Genomic DNA, 15,711 nt, shown 5'->3' on the forward strand with positions numbered 1-15,711 from the left:
CTGCCCGCCGAGCACCAGGCAGGGGTTGCGGTCCGCTCGCGCTCAGGAGCAGAGATTCACATGCCGCACGGCCAGAACGTGCCCCGCCGCGTCGATGAGACGGCTGCGGGCGAGGTGTCCACCGGCGACCGCATTGGTGATCGCCGAGGCGATCGAGGACGTTCGGGAGCTGACATTGCCCCCCAGGTCGAACATGACCATGTCGGCACCGGAGCGCAGGGCCTGGACAGCGGCGGCAGGGACACTGAAACCGGCGGCGGAGACCGCCTTGGCGCTGAGCGAGTCGGTGACCACCAGCCCCTTGAATCCCAGCTTGCCGCGCAACTCGGAGCTGATGGCGGTGGGTGACAGGCTCGCCGGATTGGTGCCCAGGCCCGGCACGATGTTGTTGGAGACCATGATGGCCGGTGCACCGGCCTTGATGGCCGCTGTGAACGGCGGGATGCCCACCTTTTGCAGGGTGGACCAGGGCAGGGTGCGGGCGGGGCCGAAATCGGAGTTGTAGCTGGAGCCGCCAAGGCCTGGGAAGTGCTTGACGACAGGTATCACGTGTCCGGCGCGCAACCCGTTCATGTACGCGACACCATCCTTGGAGACCACCGAGGTGCTGCCGCTGAAGGACCGCCATCCGTCGGGGTTGGTCCGACCGGGGGCCACGTTCCTGCCGTCGACGTCGACCACGGGGGCGAGGTCCATGTTCACCTGGGCGGCCGCCATCTTGGTGGCGACCTTCGTGACGTTCTGCTGGATCTGTGCCGGGCTCCAGTGCGTGCCCATGTACGCGGGCCAGGGCAGGGATCCGGCGAGGTTCGCCATGCGCTGGATGCCGCCGCCCTCCTCGTCGGTCATCACCAACAGGCCCAGGTGGCCGGGTACATGGGACTTCAGGGCGGTCAGCCGGGAGCCGAGGTCGGACGGCGCCCTGCTGCCGAACAGCAGCACACCGCCCGCACCCGCGCTCACCTCGGGGGTGACGTCGGACACCGAGGTCTCCGACACCGGGACGGCGATGGTCAGCATGGCCAGCCGGCGGTTCGACCACCCGGCCAGCTTCGTGCTGTTGGTGCACGTGGTGGCGGCAGCGGTGGGGTTCGAAGCGATGGACGAAAGGAAGTGGGAAGGCGCGGCGGTCGCGGCGAGGGACACGCCGGGGCCACTGGAGCGCGGGGCCGCCTTGGGGGTGCCCGTGCCACAGCCCGCCAGGAGTACCGCTGCCACGGCGGCAGCGGTGCTCAGTCTGCGTGCGGTCGTGGCCCGGCCAGGGAGCCACGGCGGCGCTGTCGCGTTTCTGCGGTCACGGTACGACGGGACATTCATGGCCCCGCCTCCTTTCGGAAGACGCGACGGTACACGTCGCGCCGAGGGCCGTATGGCCCTGAAGTGGGCTTCACGAAGCGTGAGATGCGCACCAGCCCGCATTTGTTCGCCGGTCCGCGGTCGGAGTACCAGGGTCTCGCGTCTCGGAGTCGGCCGGAAGTGAGCCGACGTGATGGGGGGCCGACGAGCACCCGAACGCCCTGGCGCTCACAGTCCGGTTGATCCGGTGGGTGCGGGCCGCGGTCAGGTCGTGGGCGTGGCCGGGCAGTGCGGGCGAGATCCACAGCAGTTGTCCGGCCGGGTCGGTCACCACCTGCACGTTCACCGACCCAGAGGGCGGCCGCCCGCGCACTCGGCCTGACCACCTCGGCGGAGACACGGACTACTCTTTCAGACCCACCGCCCCAACGGCGTGGCCTTGCTCGTGAGTGATATCCGCGCAGTCGGGGTCCGGGCGCCAGTCGGCGGACCTGACCAGGCCCGGTTCGACCAGGCGCAGGCCCTGCAGAAAGCTCCCGATGTGCTCGGGTGAGCGCAGGTGGTACGTGTTGACGGACTGTGCGTTATACGCATCGACGGCTGTCTTGAGTTCTTCGCTGGTGGCCGTGCCGTCACTCAAGGCCACGTAGCTGCCCCGTGGCAATGCATCGATCAGCTCGGCCACGATGTGCTCGGGCTCCTCCTCGTCCGAGATCTGCCCCACGATGTTGAGCAGCATCAGACCGATGGGCTGGTCGAAGTCCAGCGTGTGAGCCGCCTGGCTGAGGATCTTCTGCGGATCGCGCACATCGGCGTCGAGGTAGGCACACTTCCCTTCTGGAGTACTGGACAGCAACGCGTTGGCGTGGGCGAGGACGACAGGGTCGTTGTCCACGTAGACGACCTTGCTGTCGGGCGCGATGCCCTGGGCGACTTCGTGGGTGTTGTTGGCGGTGGGCAGCCCGGTACCGATGTCGAGGAACTGACGGATCCCGGCCTCGCGCGTCAGATACCGCACCGCTCGTAGCAGGAAACCCCGTTGTAGGCGGGCGATGGCTGCGAACTCGGGGAATTTCTGGAGGATCAGGTCGCCGGCCTGGGCGTCCACCAGGTAGTTGTTCTTTCCGCCGAGCAGGTAGTCCCACACACGCGCCGAGTGGGGCCGATCGGTCTGCAGTCTGCTGTCCCAGTCGTCTCGATCAGTCATGATCGAAGCATGACACACGGCGGACCTCAGGAAGCTCAACTCCCCTGCCGTCATTCATCTTTGCTCGTCCATCCATTCATTCCCCTGCGAGGTCGTCCGGCTCGTGGTCGTCCGGGATGCGCGACACAAGATCGGCTCGACGTGGTTCGTCGGCACCGATCAGGCGCCCATGGCTCACTGTTTGTCCACGGTGGCGCCGTGCGACAACGCCAGCCGGCGCACAGTGGTGCGGGCGCAGCGGTCACGGTGACCGCCGCGCCCGCACCACGGGCCCTGGGTTGCTCAGCCGGTCCGCAGTCGGTGCACCCCTCCCATCCTGGTGCCGGCGTAGAGCCAGTCACCGTCAGGGCTGGTGGTCATCGAGATCACGTCCAGGTTCTGGAGGCCACCGGAGACGTTTGTCCAAGTGCGCCCGCCGTTGGTGCTGCGCAGCACTCCACGGCCGCCCTTGACCAGGTCGTTCGCGGTGAACGACGAGGTGCCGGCGTAGATCGTGTCCGGGTCCTTCGGGGAGAGGACGATCTCCGAGACCTGGAGTGGCAGGGGGCCGGTGTCCGTGGTGCGGAAGTGCGCGCCGCCGTCGTCGCTGACCCGGAGCGTGGAGCCGCCGATCACCAGGCGTTTCCCGTCCTTGGAGAGGGTGATGGCGCTGACCGCCCCGTCGGCGACCTTGGTGACGGTGGCGCCGAAGTCGTCCGAACGGTACAGCCCGTCCGCCGCGCCCAGCCACAGCCGGTCGGGGTCGCGGGGGTCGGTGGCGATCGCCCGGAATATCCGGTCGTGGTAGAGCTTCTTCCAGGTCTCACCGCCGTCCAGGGTCCGGTAGACCCCGGGGCCGGCGAGGCTCCAGAAGGTGACGGCCACCCGGTCGTCGTCGACCGGGCCCACCGCCATGTTCAGCGGTGTCTCGTTGGTCCGGGCGCGCTCCTTCCACGTCTTCCCCGCGTCGCCGCTGCGGTAGACGTAGAAGCTGGAGAGGGCGTCCTTGCGGATCTTCCAGACCGTGTCCGGGTCCTTCGGCGAGACACCGATCTGGCCGATCTTGCGTCCGAAGTAGGCCTCCGACCCGCTCAGTCCCCACTCGGCGGTCTTCGGGGTGACCGGTCCGGTCGGCAGGGCGGTGCGGTAGATCTCGGAGTCGGTGCCGGCCAGCAGTTGGGGCTGGTCGGTGTCGAGGACCGCCAGGTCGTAGGCGTTGACCCCCTGGACCCCCACGCGCCGTGGGTCGCTGCCGTCCTTGCCGGTGGTGAACATCCCGGCACCCGGTGCGGACCACAGCAGGGAGTCGTCGGTCCAGGGCGAGAGGTCGGACATCACCGAGCCGGTGATGGGCTTGTTCACCACCGTCCAGGACTTGCCGTGATCCCGGCTGAGGTGCTGCTGGGCCCCGACGGTGAAGACGGCGAGAGTGCCCTTGCGCAGGGTGATCGACTGGAATCCGCCGCTCTCCGCCCGGTGCAGGTCCTCCCAGTGACCGCCGCCGTCCCGGGAGCCCACGACCTTGTCGTAGGTGATCGCGGCGACCAGGTCCGCATCGGCGGTCAGATGACGCAGGCGTTCCCCGTCGGGTGCGTCGTACACCCGTTCCGCCGCCGGTGCCTCGCGGTCGTCCAGCACGCCGGGCAGCTTCCACACCGAGGTGGAGCCGCCCAGGTAGAGCGAGTCACCGCCGATCGCGGCGTCCAGGACCGCCGTGCCGAGCGGGTTGGGCCGCTCGGTCCAGGTGTCGCCGCCGTCGTGGCTGAGCAGCACCGCGTCCGCCGTGACGAGCGCAAGCACTCGGGACCCGGGGTCGCGGACCAGGGCGTAGAGGTGGGTGTCGGGAACGTCCAGGCGCTGCCAGGTCCGTCCGCCGTCGCGGCTGCGGAGGAGCTGCCCCTGGTAGGTGTAGTCGAGCACGCTGTTCACCGCGCCCCCGCCGCCGGTCTGCGCGTTGACGGCGTACCAGAGGGTGTCCGGATCCCGGGCATCGACCAGCGCGGAGCCGGTGCCGTTCGCCACCGGCAGCCGGGAGAGCTGCCGCCAGGTCGCTCCGGCGTCGTCGGTCTTCCAGGGGCCCCGGTTGACGTACTGCGTCAGGACCGCGGTGGACGGGTCGGCCTCCGTGGTCGCGATGGTGCCGGCGGCGCCGTTCGGCCCGATGGGCTCCCACCGCCGGCCGCCGGGCCGGTTGTCCTCCGGCAGTGCCTCGAAGGCGGAACCGCCGCGCAGCCGCTCGCCGCTTTCGGCCTCGGCGCGCACCGAGACGGTGTACGTGCCCGCGCGGTCGCCGTCGAGCCGCGCCCGGTACCAGTTGCCGTGGTCGCGCTTGGCCACGCTCTCGACCGGACGGCCTTGCGGGGGTGTCACGGTCACGGTCGGGGGGCCGGCGAGCGGGGTGCGGCTGAAGATGAACGCGGTGGAGTCACCATCACTGGGATCCGGTGAGGTCTGCACCACCAGCGGCCGGACCGCCAGCAGGTAGGGCACCCGCAGGCTGGGCTCGCCGGCCCGCTCCGGGGCGGCGACCAGCCAGCCGGCGAGGTCGCGGTCGGCGCTGGTGCCGACGTCGCCGGACACCCGCACGGTGACCGACCGGGTGCCGCCGGCCGGGATGGTCACCCGGGCCGGGCTGACGCCGGCGTCGCCCGCGTCCTTCCCGGCCGTCCGGGTGCTCAGCCGCAGCGTCGTCGACCGGTCGGAGGAGTTGTGCAGGGCGACCTCGCCACTGCGGCTGACCCGGTCCCGGGAGAGGTCCGCCAGACCCAGCGAGAGTGAGGTCGGGGAAGCGGTGACGGTGGCGTCGGCGGCGTCCGCAACATCCAGCCGGCCGGCGCCCTGCGCGGTCGTCGGGGCACCCTCGACCGAGGTGGCCGAGCCGATCAGCCGGGCACGGATCTCCTCCGCGGAGGCGCTGGGGTCCAGTTGGCGCAGCAGGGCGGCGGAGGCCGCGGCGTGCGGGGCCGCCATGCTGGTGCCGGAGAGCCGGTAACTTCCGGGCTCCCACTGCTCCTTCGGCCAGGTGGAGCGGATGTCCACCCCGGGCGCCACCAGGTCGGGCTCCAGCTGGAAGTGGGGGCCAGGACCGCGCGAGCTGAACGAGGCGATCTGATCGGTCACATCCTGGCCGGAGAGGGATATCTCCACCTTCCCCTTGGCCAGGGCGGCGCTCAGCTCCGGCCACTGCGTCTCGGCCAGACCCAGGACCACGATCTTGTCCATCCGGAAGCTGTCCCCGGACTGCCGGGCGCCCAGGTCGACCCGTACGGTGCCGGGCGTGTCCAGGTCCCCGGTGCCCGCCTCGGCGCGCTGTGGGGCCAGCACCGGGCCGCCGCTGGAGGCGGTGTACCCGAGCAGGGCGATCGCGCCGCGCTCCTCGGCGAGCCGCGCCTGCTCCAGCAGTTGTAGTCGGACGTCCCGCATGCTCTGCGGCAGCAGTGCGCGGTAGGCGACCACCTTGCCCGTCACGTCGCCGGCCCGGTCGTAGTCCTGCGCGGTGCCGTCGCCGACGTCGACCAGCTCGCCGGTCACCGGCTTCTGGGGCGGGTTGGCCGAGTACGGCGCGCGGTAGGTCTGGAGCAGCTCCCGGCGCGGGGTGACCATGTGGGCGGTGGGCAGGGTGAGCCCGCTGGTGGAGGCGCCGACCGAGAGCACGCCGTCGGCGACGGCCGGGGTGCCCACGGTGCCGGCACCGGGACCGCTGTTCCCGGCCGCGGCGACGACCACAACGCCCAGTTTGCTGGCGGCGGTCGCGGCCCGGCCCAGGGGGTCGGTGCCGTCGCCCGGACCGCCCAGGCTCATGTTGACCACGTCGGCGCGGTGCGGGTTGCCGGGGTCCACCGCCGCCTCCAGGCCGGCGATGATGTCCGAGGTGTAGCCGGATCCGTCGGCGTCCAGCACTTTGTACGCGGTGAGCTGCGCGTCGGGGGCGACGCCGAGCACCCCGTCCGGTCGCTGTCCGTCGGCCGCGATGATGCCGGCGACGTGCGTACCGTGACCGTTGTCGTCCGTCGGATCGTCGTCGTCGTTGACGAAGTCGTGCCCGCCGACCACCTTGTGGTCCGGGCCGAAGCCGCCGCCCAGGTCGGGGTGGCTGTAGTCGACGCCGGTGTCGATCACGGCGATGGTGGTGCCCGCGCCGCGGGCTCCAGTGCCGCTGGGGTCCTTGCGCTGCCAGACCTTCGAGGCGCCGATCAGGTCGACGCTGGTGTCCGTGCTGGCCCGCATCCGGGTGTCGTCGAGTACCGCGGAAACCCCGGGCAGGTCGGCCAGCCGGCTCCGGTCGGCCGGTGACACGGTGAGGGCCACGCCGTTGACCAGCCCGGTGAGCCGGGCCCGGGGGGTGGCCTCGATCCCCGCATCCCGCACGGCGGTGAGGAACCGGGTCTGGGCGGTGCGCAGTTCGGCACGCCGTTCCCGTACCTCTCGCACCGCGGAGGCGGAGACCTCACCGCGGGTGTCGATCCGCGCCGGGTCCACCGACTGGAGGGCGGGGCCGCCGTCGAGTCGTACCAGGACCCGCTCGGTGGCGCTTTCGGTGGTGGCGGATGCTCGGGGGATGCCTTCGGTGGCAAGCCCGCTCAAGGCCACAGCAAAGGCCATGGCCAGCAAGGCAGTTCGTCTTCGTGAGAGGCGCATGGTCCAGTCGTAGCGAGCCACCGGTGTGATCGGCAACGCTGGGGAAGTCCCCTTGCGGCCATTGGCACTCATAGGCCACGATCATGTGCGGCAACTCAAGGAAGCTGCGGGGAAAGTGGCCGGTGGCCCCGACGCAGCGCCGATGGTCCGGCCCTGACGGGGCCGCACCTGTCGCCGGGACGACGTGAACGGGGCGTGACCGTCGACGGGCCGCGCGCGGGTTGGTGCCGTGGCCGGCCTCGTCGAGGCGGGCTTCGAGCACGGTCGTGGTGGTGTCCGGGAGGGTGGCGTGGAAGAACCCGACGATGGCGGCAGCCTGAGGGCTGTCGGAGTACCCCGGTTCGACGAGGGTGTCTACCGGACGCTGCTCGGGTATCGCGACGCGACCCCCGCTGAGTTGGGCAGGGATCTGGGCTTCCCCACTGACCGAGTGGACCGCGCGCTCACCCGGCTTCGGCATCAGGGACTGGTGAGCCGGCTGTCCGGACGGCGACGGCGCTACACCGCCATCGAGCCGGACGCGGCGGTGGAAACCCTGGTACGCCACCGCACCACGCAGTTGGAGGCGGTGCGCACCACCGCGATGGAACTGTCGTCGCTGTTCCACTCGGTACAACGCGGGGACGGCCGGGGCGGTGCCGTGGAACTGCTGGAGGGACCCCAGTCGCTGGGCCGCTGGTTCGTCCGGCTCCAGCACCAGGTCCAGGTGGAGATGCTGGTACTGGACCGGCCGCCGTACGCGCTGGCGCAGAGCAACCCGATCGAGCCGGCCAGCCTGGCCGGCGGGGTGCGGTGGCGGGGGATCTACACCCCGGAAGCCTTGGAGGTTCCGGGCGCGTTGGAGGAGATCGAGAGGCTGGCGGCGCTCGGCGAGGAGAGCCGGGTGCTGCCGGACCTCCCGATGAAGCTGGCGATCGCCGACCGCCAGGTGGCGCTGCTGCCGCTCAGCCTGGACCTGGGCACCTCCCGTGCCCTGCTCGTTCGGGAGTCGACCCTGCTGGACGCGCTGATCGACCTCTTCGAGTGCTACTGGGAACGGGCGCTGCCCCTCATGCACGGTGGGCAGCCTACGGCCGGTGGGCCGCACCCGGCAGGCGGCCCGGATCCCGCCGGCCCGGACCCTGACGGCCCGGACGAGGCGGACCGTGCCCTGGTCGCGTTACTGGCCAGCGGAATGACCGACGCCGCGATCGCCCGCCGCCTGGGTCTGTCCACCCGCACCATGCGCCGCCGCACCCGCCGGCTGTTCGACCAACTGTCCGCGAGCAACCGTTTCCAGGCGGGAATCCAGGCGGCCCGCCGGGGCTGGCTGTAGCCCAAGTCCGGTTGCCCGGCGCGGGAGAGGGACGAGCGATCCGCGGAGCGGTGCAGGACCGGGGCAACTCCACCAATAGGTCGGATGAATGAGCAGCCGGGTGCCGTCGAGGTCGTCCATGTTCTACGGGTCCGTGTCTCCAACTGGATCAAGTTGTGGTCGACGTAGGTCGGTGCGTCGGGATTCCGCGACGCGTTGGGATTCTGCTCGACGATCGCGGCCGCGTCGAAGGCGATCAGTACGTTCAGATCAGCCATTTCTTGCCCCCTTGGAGTTCGAGACTTCCGGCTACGAGGATTTCGGCACCTTGTAGGCCATGGCCCGCGGATAGTCGTGCCGGTGCAGGCGGACGCGGACCAGGAGGGGTCCGTCGTTGACCGGATCGTGCGGGTCGGTGAGGCGGGCCAGCAGGTCGTCCAGCTCCGCGGGGTGGGCGATGCTGAGGCCGCTCGCCGGGGTGTCCCTGCCGGCGAAGACGGCCGCGAGGCGGTCGTAGTGCCAGGGGTGCAGGACGTTGTAGGGATCCGGCTCGACGGGATCCTGTCCGGCGTAGTAGGCCGGGTGCACCAGCATCTGCTCGATGCCGTAGAAGTGCTCGTTGTCCAGGACGAACACCACCGAGCGCAGCCCGAGCCGGGTGTGGGTGGAGATCTCCTGGCAGGTCTCCTGGAAGGAGCCGTCGCCGACGAACACCATCGGGCGGGCGCCCTCGCGTTCGGGGGCGAGCGCGGCGCCGGTGGCGGCGCCGACCGACCAGCCGATGGACAGCCAGCTGACCTGGGACAGGAAGCCGCCCGCGGGCAGGGACAGGTTCATCGAGCCGATGAGGGAGAACGCGGCGTCGGACACGACCGTCCAGTTCTCCGTGGTCTCCTGGCCCAGAAAGTGGTTGATCCGGTCGAACACGGCGTCGTACTCGAGTCGTTCGGCATGCCGGGACCGCGCGCCGCTGACGCTCAGCGCCGCGCGGTACTGCGCCAGGCCGGCGGGCCGATCGTCCCTCGCTCCCTGGTAGCTGTAGGACTCGGCGTAGTAGTCGGCGGACAGGCCCCCGGAGCCGTAGGCCTTCACCAGCGCGTCCTGGAGGGCGGGCAGCAGGTGCACGAGCTGGACGTCGGGAAAGTAGGAGGTGCCGACGCTGACGCCGCCGTGCGCCGCCATCACCCAGTCGGTGCCGATGCTCTGCTCGCCTTCGAGGTTCTTCGACGTGGACCAGGCCCCGAGCCCGATCCGGCAGGTGGCCCAGTCCTTGAAGATCGCGTGCACGTCCGGGTGGCTGGCCTTGCCGTTGTAGACGCCGTGGAACTGCGGCAGGTCCTCGTCCACGACGGCCTTGGCGCCGACAGTCGTGCAGAACGGTACGCCGGTGGCCTCCACCAGGTCGATGAGCTCCCCGCCGAGCCGGTACCGGTCGATCTCCTCTCCGGGCCACACGATCGGGCGGGGCCTGCCATCCGGGCCGGGGTGCTCCTCGATCAGGGTGAGGATCGCGTGCACAGCGTTCTCCAGCATGGCCTGGTTGCGTTCGCTGAACGGCCGTTCGCGGCGGACGATCGGCTCCGTCGGGTCGGGGCAGGGCTCGTCCCACAGGTCTTCCATGACCTCCAGGTAGACCGGCCTGCGCTCGGAAATGCACGCGGTGAGCGCGGCGTCGATCTGGGCGGGCGCCAGGCCCGGGTGGGAGATGACCTGCGCGTTCACGGTGACCTGCCGGTAGACGTCCAGGTTGCTCTCCGCGCGGGGGCTCAGGTGCGAGGTGAGCAGGCCGACGGCACGGAAGTTCTGCCACTGCTCGTACGGCGGGCAGGCGTTTACGGCGATGAGCGGGACCTGCTCGACGTACGCGCCGCCGCAGGCGTTGAGCAGATTGAACGCGCCCACGCTGTACGTCACCGCCGCCGCGCCCACGCCGTGAATGCGGGCGTAGGCGTCGGCTGCCTGACCCGCGCCTCCCTCGGTCGGAGTGCCGACCCACTCGATGTCGCCTTCGGCCCGCAGGGTGGCGAGGAACGGGCCGAGGTGGTTGCCGGGGACGCCGAACAGATGGGTGATGCCCAACTCGGCCAGCCGCAGTGCAAGATAGCGGGCGACCGTGCCAGTGGAGTTGATCGCGCTCACGAGGACTCCCCCTGCCGGTCCGCGCCCGAGGCGTCCTGGTCCGGACCCGGGCCTTCCCTGTCGGTGACCGGCGGGACCTGGTGGACGGCGAAGGCGGCGCGGACGGCGCTCTCCAGGGCGCCCTCGATCCAGGCGTGCTTGAGGGATGTGTGCTCGCCGGCGAAGTGCGCCGGCCCCTCGGGCCGGGAGACGTCCAGGTGGAAGCCGGTCATCTTCCTGCGCGGGTGACGGATGGGCCCGAGGCAGCCCGTGTCTATCAGGGTGTGCGGATATTCGAGCTTGAGGTCCTTGCCGTCGGGTCCGACGACGAGGAGTTCACGGGCGAGCCTGAGACAGGTCTGCCAGCGGGCACGGGTGGCGGAGTTGCCCCGTGAAGTGTCGGTCATAGCCCACGATCGTAGATATGCCGAAACGTTTCGCGGTTCGCCCTGGGAACAAAGTCCTAAAACTGCCGAGAGGACTGGGTGACGCAATTTCGAACTGTTCGGATTTTCGGCACGAATACGGGAGATCCTTGAGGAGCGGAAGGGAAGCTGGGGGGTAATTGAAAGAACAATTCGCTCGTGGAATGTGAAATTCTCGGGGCAAGGATGTGTCGACCCCACCGACCGATCCGACAGAAGGCCGTCAGCCGACTCCCACAACTGATCGACTTACCCAAGGCGTTGGCATTTGCAATCGGCCAACGTGCGCCCGATCGACATCGGTTGACCGTCGGGTGAGGGGGGCCTCGGCGGGTGCTTCCTGTCCTGACGGCCCCAGGCGGACAACCCGGGCTGCCCGAAGGGCCCCTACCCATACATCGGCGACGGGGTCGTGGACTCGACCTGCACGGGCGGCAAGCGCGTGAACGGGCTCTACGGCTCCTGCGTCGTCAAAGCCCTGCGAGCCGTCAAGTACCCCCGTCGATCAACTTGTTGCGCCTCCGCTCGCGTCATACCACCCGTACCGCGAACCAACTGGAGAGCTCTATGACAGCGCCGCGCAAGCGTTCCCGTCGTCTCGTCGCCCTTCCGCTGGGAATGGCCATGGCGACCACCTTCACCCTCCTGCCCAACATCACGGCGTCGGCGGCCGAGCCGGCCCCGACGGCCGCCGCTACCTCCCTCAGCTACATCGTCAACGTCGCTACCGGACAAGGCCGGTCCGCGACGGTGAAGAAGGCCATCGCCGACGCGGGCGGCACGATCACGATCGCGTACGACCAGATCGGCGTGATCGTCGTCCACTCCTCGAACCCCGACTTCGCACGGACCATCCGCGAGGTTCCGGGCGTGCGGTCGGCCGGTGCTACCCGCACCGCGCCCCTCGCCACGCAGTCGACGACTGACATGGGCGCGCCGAAGGTGCTCACCGCCGAGGAGGTCGCGAGCGCCCAGGCGGCCACCGGCCAGGACCCGCTGGAGTCGTTGCAGTGGGACCTGCCCGCCATCAAGGCGGACAAGGCGCACGAGAAGACGCTCGGCAGCCACGACGTCACGGTCGCCGTCATCGACACCGGCGTCGACGACACCCACCCCGACCTCGCGCCGAACTTCAACCGCGACGCGTCCGTCAACTGCGTGTCGGGCAAGCCGAACACCGCCGACGGCGCCTGGCGGCCCGGCGTGTCGTCGGGGAGCGCCCACGGCACGCATGTCGCGGGTGAGATCGCGGCCGCCAAGAACGGCATCGGCATGACCGGCGTCGCACCCGGCGTGCAGGTCGCCGGCATCAAGGTGTCCAACCCGGAGGACTACGTCTACACCGAGGCCGTGGTCTGCGGCTTCGTCTGGGCGGCCGAGCACCACGTGGACGTCACCAACAACAGCTATTACACCGACCCCTGGAACTTCAACTGCCTCGACGACGCCGACCAGAAGGCGCTCGTCGACGCCATCACCCGGGCCTCGCAGTACGCGGAGCACAAGGGCACGGTCAACGTCGCGGCCGCGGGCAACGAGAGCCACGACCTGGACGCGGACTCCATCACCGACCCCGCCTCCCCGAACGACAGCACGCCGGGCGACCGCGTGATCGACCCGCACAAGTGCTTCGACATCCCGCCCCAGCTGCCCGGTGTGGTGACCGTGGCCGCGACCGGTGCCAAGGGCATCAAGTCGTCGTTCTCCAACTACGGTCACGGTGTCATCGACGTCGCCGCGCCCGGAGGGGACCTCTACCAGCCCCCAGCCGCGCCGGCCACCGATGGTCGGATCCTCGGCACGATGCCCGGCGGCAAGTGGGCCTACAAGCAGGGCACGTCGATGGCGTCCCCGCACGTCGCGGGGGTGGCCGCCCTCATCAAGTCGACACACCCGCACGCCACCGCCGGTCAGGTGAAGGCCCTGCTGTACTCCGAGGCCGACGCCACGCCGTGCACGGACCCGTACGACATCGACTCCGACGGCAAGATCGACGCCGTGTGCAAGGGGTCCAAGAACCACAACGGGTTCTACGGGCGGGGGATTGTGAACGCGTTGAACGCCGTGACGAAGTAACGACCTGGGGAGCAACAGGGAGCGGCGTCGCGGCGTCCGGTACGGCTCCCCCACGCTCGGCTTCTCCCCCACGCTCGGCTCCGCTCGAGCGGGGGGACCCCCAGCGCGGGAGGGGCCCCCACCGCCGCGTGGTCGCATCACCCGAGTACGTCCAGTACGCGGGTGGTGCTCCGCCTTGCGATGCTCCCCCACCGCCTGAAGGGCGTGGGAGGTTCCCCCAGCACCGGACGCCGCGAGCTTCCCGGCAAACCTTTCCGGCCACAGAGCCTAGGGCGGTCGTCGTACGCCGTGCGAGTGCCCCGGCCGTACGTCGTCGGGGACGCCGCCGTCAGAAGTGGGTGCCGCCGTCGATGCGGACCTCGGTGCCGGTGATGAACCTGCCGTCCTCGGAGCCGAGCATCGCGACCACGGACGCCACCGTCTCGGGGCCGGCGAAGCCCTGGCCGAGCGCCGGGGCGAGCTTCACGAACAGGCTCATGTCGGCATCCTCGGGCAGCCCGGGGCCGGCGCTCTGCTTGCTGGCGCCGCTGCCGTCGGTCATGCCGGAGGAGATGGATCCGGGCTGGACGGCGGTGAAGCGTATGCCCTGCTTCGCGTACTCGCTGGCGAGCGCGTGCGTCATGGACTGGATGCCGCCCTTGCTCGCCGCGTACGCCGCCATGTAGGGGTGCGCGAACATCGCCGAGGTCGAGCTGAAGTTGATGACCGCGGCGTCCCGGCCCTCCAGCAGCGCGGGGATGGACTCGCGGATCACCAGGAAGGTGCCGACGAGGTTGACCTGGATGATCCGGTTGAAGGACTCCAGGCTCGTCGTGTGGGTGTGCGAGGAACGCAGGATTCCAGCAGCGTTGACCAGCACGTCCAGACCGCCGAGCGCGGCGATCGCGGCGGCGACCCCGTCGCGTACCGAGGTCTCGTCGGCGATGTCGACGACGAGCGTGGTGAGGCGGCCCGCGTGGGCGCCGGCCTGCTCGACGGTGTCCTTCAGGCCCTGCTCGCTGACGTCCGCGGCCACGACCGTGCCGCCCTCCCCGAGCATGCGCAGCACGGTGGCCTGGCCGATGCCCGAGCCACCGCCGGTGATCAGCGCGCGACGGCCTTCGTAGCGGTCCATGTGTCCTCCAACCCGGCCTTGCTGTTCTCCAACGCGGCCCCTGTGACGCCGACTCTCTTGGTGTCGACATTCTCGATGCGTCATTCACGTTACGCCTTGGTGGCACATTTTGCCACTTGGTCACAACGTGTCGACCTCGGCTGCGCGGCGTAGGCTACCTGCGGTGAACACCAAGCCGCCCTCCCCCTCCCTGACCGAGCGCCGCAAGGCCGCCACGCAGCTCGACATCGCGCACGCGGCCGCCGAGCTCTTCGCCACGCACGGGCCGGACGGCACGACGGCCGAGGACATCGCCCGGCGCGCGGGGGTCGCACTGCGGACCTTCTACCGCTACTTCCGCTCCAAGCAGGACGCGGTGAGCCCGCTGCTCGCGGCCGGCGCCGACCGCTGGCGGGCACTGCTGGAGGCGACGGAGCCGGGCGCGGCGCTCCCTCAGGCGCTGGAGGCCGCGGTCGCACAGGCGCTGTCCGTACCGGACAAGGAGGCCGCGCGGGCACTGCTGCGCACGCGCGGGCTGCTGCGGGCCGCCGCCAAGGACCCGGCACTGCGGGCGGTCTGGTACCGCGTGAACCAGGAGTCCGAGGAGCGACTGGTCCCGGTGGTCGCCCGGCTCGCGGGCGGGGACGCGGAGCCGCTGGAGGTACGACTCGTGGCGGCCGCCGCCACCGACGCGATCCGGATCGCGCTGGAGACCTGGGCCGGTACCGAGGCGGGGGCCGAGGGACCGGGCTCCCCCGCCGTTCTCGCGGTGCGCTGCCTGAGCGAACTCATGGGCGGGATGCGACTGTTGGGACCGCAGGACGACGGGGCCCGGAGGTCGCGGGGGGCCTAGGAGTCAACACCATTGCTTTACGTCCGTGAGCGGGTTGTGAGTCCCCTCGACCTGCGACGTCTCCATCAAACGCAACGGTGTTGACGCGGTGCTTCACAGGCGACCACCTATGAAACGCGGGCGCATCACCACTGGGTGATGCGCGGCGTGTCCGGTTCGTGCTGCCGCCAGACTTCGACGAGGCGGGCGAGGCGGGTGGTGGCAGCGATACCGCGCACGGTCGCGATCCTGCCGTTGGCGAAGTCGAACGTCACGGCGCCGACGACCTGGTCCCGATCACTACCGCGCAGAAGTCGCGCCCGGCGGCCGGACGAGCTGCTGGAGCGCGCGGTGGCGTCAAGGCACCCGTAGGCGGTCCCCGATCGGTGGATCCAGCCTCAAAGCTTAAACACAAATTACACACATCCCCTCTTCATACCGGCCCCGATGGTCTAGATTGACCGTGCTTCAGGTGTTCGGACCCGAGGCGACCGATAATGATCTATAGGTCCGGCGCTACGGAAAGCCAGCAGTCGCGTCCCCGGCGCCAGACGTGGGCGTGATCAGTTCTTGGAGCCCGAGAGGGGGCCTTGGGTGCGAGGGAGCACCCGCGGTTTCCACGGGTTCCCGCGCACCTCGAGGGTCTGGCAGGACATGCGAGTCTGCTGCCGCCAGGGCGAGTTGTTCAAGTCAGCTCTGAAATAGCCGGGATGTCATGCGCGGGGGGCGGGGGCCTCCCGGGGGGAGGAACAG

Annotated in this window: 9 protein-coding genes and 3 pseudogenes; 3 read left to right on the plus strand and 9 right to left on the minus strand. The window is 70.2% G+C overall.

The genetic code is table 11. The features are described 5' to 3' along the window. Positions 1 to 42: 42 nt before the first annotated feature. The 4 genes and pseudogenes from BIV24_RS26440 to BIV24_RS26450 form a co-directional block, all read right to left on the minus strand. The gene (locus BIV24_RS26440) at positions 43 to 1,317 is read right to left on the minus strand and encodes a glycoside hydrolase family 3 N-terminal domain-containing protein (protein ID WP_071368967.1); all 1,275 of its coding nucleotides are present in this window, start codon (positions 1,315 to 1,317) and stop codon (positions 43 to 45) included. 185 nt (positions 1,318 to 1,502) lie between these two features. Next, positions 1,503 to 1,642 (minus strand): annotated as a pseudogene (locus BIV24_RS32535) (IS5/IS1182 family transposase); the annotation flags it as partial. Positions 1,643 to 1,699: 57 nt separating this feature from the next. Further along, a complete protein-coding gene (locus BIV24_RS26445; protein ID WP_071368968.1) occupies positions 1,700 to 2,503 on the minus strand; it encodes an SAM-dependent methyltransferase in 804 nt (267 codons plus the stop codon). A 282-nt stretch (positions 2,504 to 2,785) separates the two neighbouring features. Continuing rightward, positions 2,786 to 7,084 (minus strand): S8 family serine peptidase, encoded by a 4,299-nt coding sequence (locus BIV24_RS26450; RefSeq protein ID WP_177198827.1) that lies wholly within the window; start codon positions 7,082 to 7,084, stop codon positions 2,786 to 2,788. A gap of 265 nt (positions 7,085 to 7,349) precedes the next feature. Here BIV24_RS26450 and BIV24_RS26455 point away from each other — a divergent pair, with 265 nt between their 5' ends. Continuing rightward, positions 7,350 to 8,435 (plus strand): helix-turn-helix domain-containing protein, encoded by a 1,086-nt coding sequence (locus BIV24_RS26455; RefSeq protein WP_245766948.1) that lies wholly within the window; start codon positions 7,350 to 7,352, stop codon positions 8,433 to 8,435. A gap of 122 nt (positions 8,436 to 8,557) precedes the next feature. On the opposite strand, the pseudogene BIV24_RS36140 reads toward BIV24_RS26455, so the two are convergent. The 3 genes and pseudogenes from BIV24_RS36140 to BIV24_RS35720 form a co-directional block, all read right to left on the minus strand. Beyond that, positions 8,558 to 8,692 (minus strand): annotated as a pseudogene (locus tag BIV24_RS36140) (AidA/PixA family protein); the annotation flags it as partial. A 31-nt stretch (positions 8,693 to 8,723) separates the two neighbouring features. Further along, on the minus strand, positions 8,724 to 10,553 hold the full coding sequence (locus BIV24_RS26460) for a thiamine pyrophosphate-binding protein (RefSeq protein ID WP_071368970.1): 1,830 nt from the start codon (positions 10,551 to 10,553) through the stop codon (positions 8,724 to 8,726). Then, positions 10,550 to 10,768: pseudogene (locus BIV24_RS35720) on the minus strand (FAD-dependent oxidoreductase); the annotation flags it as partial. The gene BIV24_RS26460 and the pseudogene BIV24_RS35720, both read right to left, overlap by 4 nt. A 756-nt stretch (positions 10,769 to 11,524) precedes the next feature. On the opposite strand from BIV24_RS35720, the gene BIV24_RS26470 reads away from it, so the two are divergent. Then, on the plus strand, positions 11,525 to 13,033 hold the full coding sequence (locus BIV24_RS26470; protein WP_071368972.1) for a S8 family peptidase: 1,509 nt from the start codon (positions 11,525 to 11,527) through the stop codon (positions 13,031 to 13,033). A gap of 328 nt (positions 13,034 to 13,361) precedes the next feature. On the opposite strand, the gene BIV24_RS26475 is transcribed toward BIV24_RS26470, so the two are convergent. Further along, on the minus strand, positions 13,362 to 14,147 hold the full coding sequence (locus BIV24_RS26475; RefSeq protein ID WP_071368973.1) for an SDR family NAD(P)-dependent oxidoreductase: 786 nt from the start codon (positions 14,145 to 14,147) through the stop codon (positions 13,362 to 13,364). A gap of 163 nt (positions 14,148 to 14,310) precedes the next feature. Here BIV24_RS26475 and BIV24_RS26480 point away from each other — a divergent pair, with 163 nt between their 5' ends. Then, positions 14,311 to 14,979 carry a TetR family transcriptional regulator gene (locus BIV24_RS26480; RefSeq protein WP_071368974.1) on the plus strand — a complete coding sequence of 223 codons (669 nt, stop codon included), beginning with the start codon at positions 14,311 to 14,313 and terminating at the stop codon, positions 14,977 to 14,979. A gap of 125 nt (positions 14,980 to 15,104) precedes the next feature. On the opposite strand, the gene BIV24_RS35725 is transcribed toward BIV24_RS26480, so the two are convergent. Next, positions 15,105 to 15,233: a hypothetical protein gene (locus BIV24_RS35725; protein WP_342745284.1), complete on the minus strand. Its 129-nt coding sequence runs from the start codon at positions 15,231 to 15,233 to the stop codon at positions 15,105 to 15,107. Positions 15,234 to 15,711 lie beyond the last annotated feature (478 nt).

It is taken from the genome of Streptomyces colonosanans (assembly GCF_001866645.1).
GTDB classification, from domain to species: domain Bacteria; phylum Actinomycetota; class Actinomycetes; order Streptomycetales; family Streptomycetaceae; genus Streptomyces; species Streptomyces colonosanans.

Excerpts from the sequence above, each read along its gene's own strand:
- BIV24_RS26475 (WP_071368973.1), bottom strand. The coding sequence starts at position 14,147 with ATGGACCGCTACGAAGGCCGTCGCGCGCTGATCACCGGCGGTGGCTCG.
- BIV24_RS26470 (WP_071368972.1), top strand. The coding sequence starts at position 11,525 with ATGACAGCGCCGCGCAAGCGTTCCCGTCGTCTCGTCGCCCTTCCGCTG.
- BIV24_RS26440 (WP_071368967.1), bottom strand. The coding sequence starts at position 1,317 with ATGAATGTCCCGTCGTACCGTGACCGCAGAAACGCGACAGCGCCGCCG.
- BIV24_RS26445 (WP_071368968.1), bottom strand. The coding sequence starts at position 2,503 with ATGACTGATCGAGACGACTGGGACAGCAGACTGCAGACCGATCGGCCC.
- BIV24_RS26450 (WP_177198827.1), bottom strand. The coding sequence starts at position 7,084 with ATGGCCTTTGCTGTGGCCTTGAGCGGGCTTGCCACCGAAGGCATCCCC.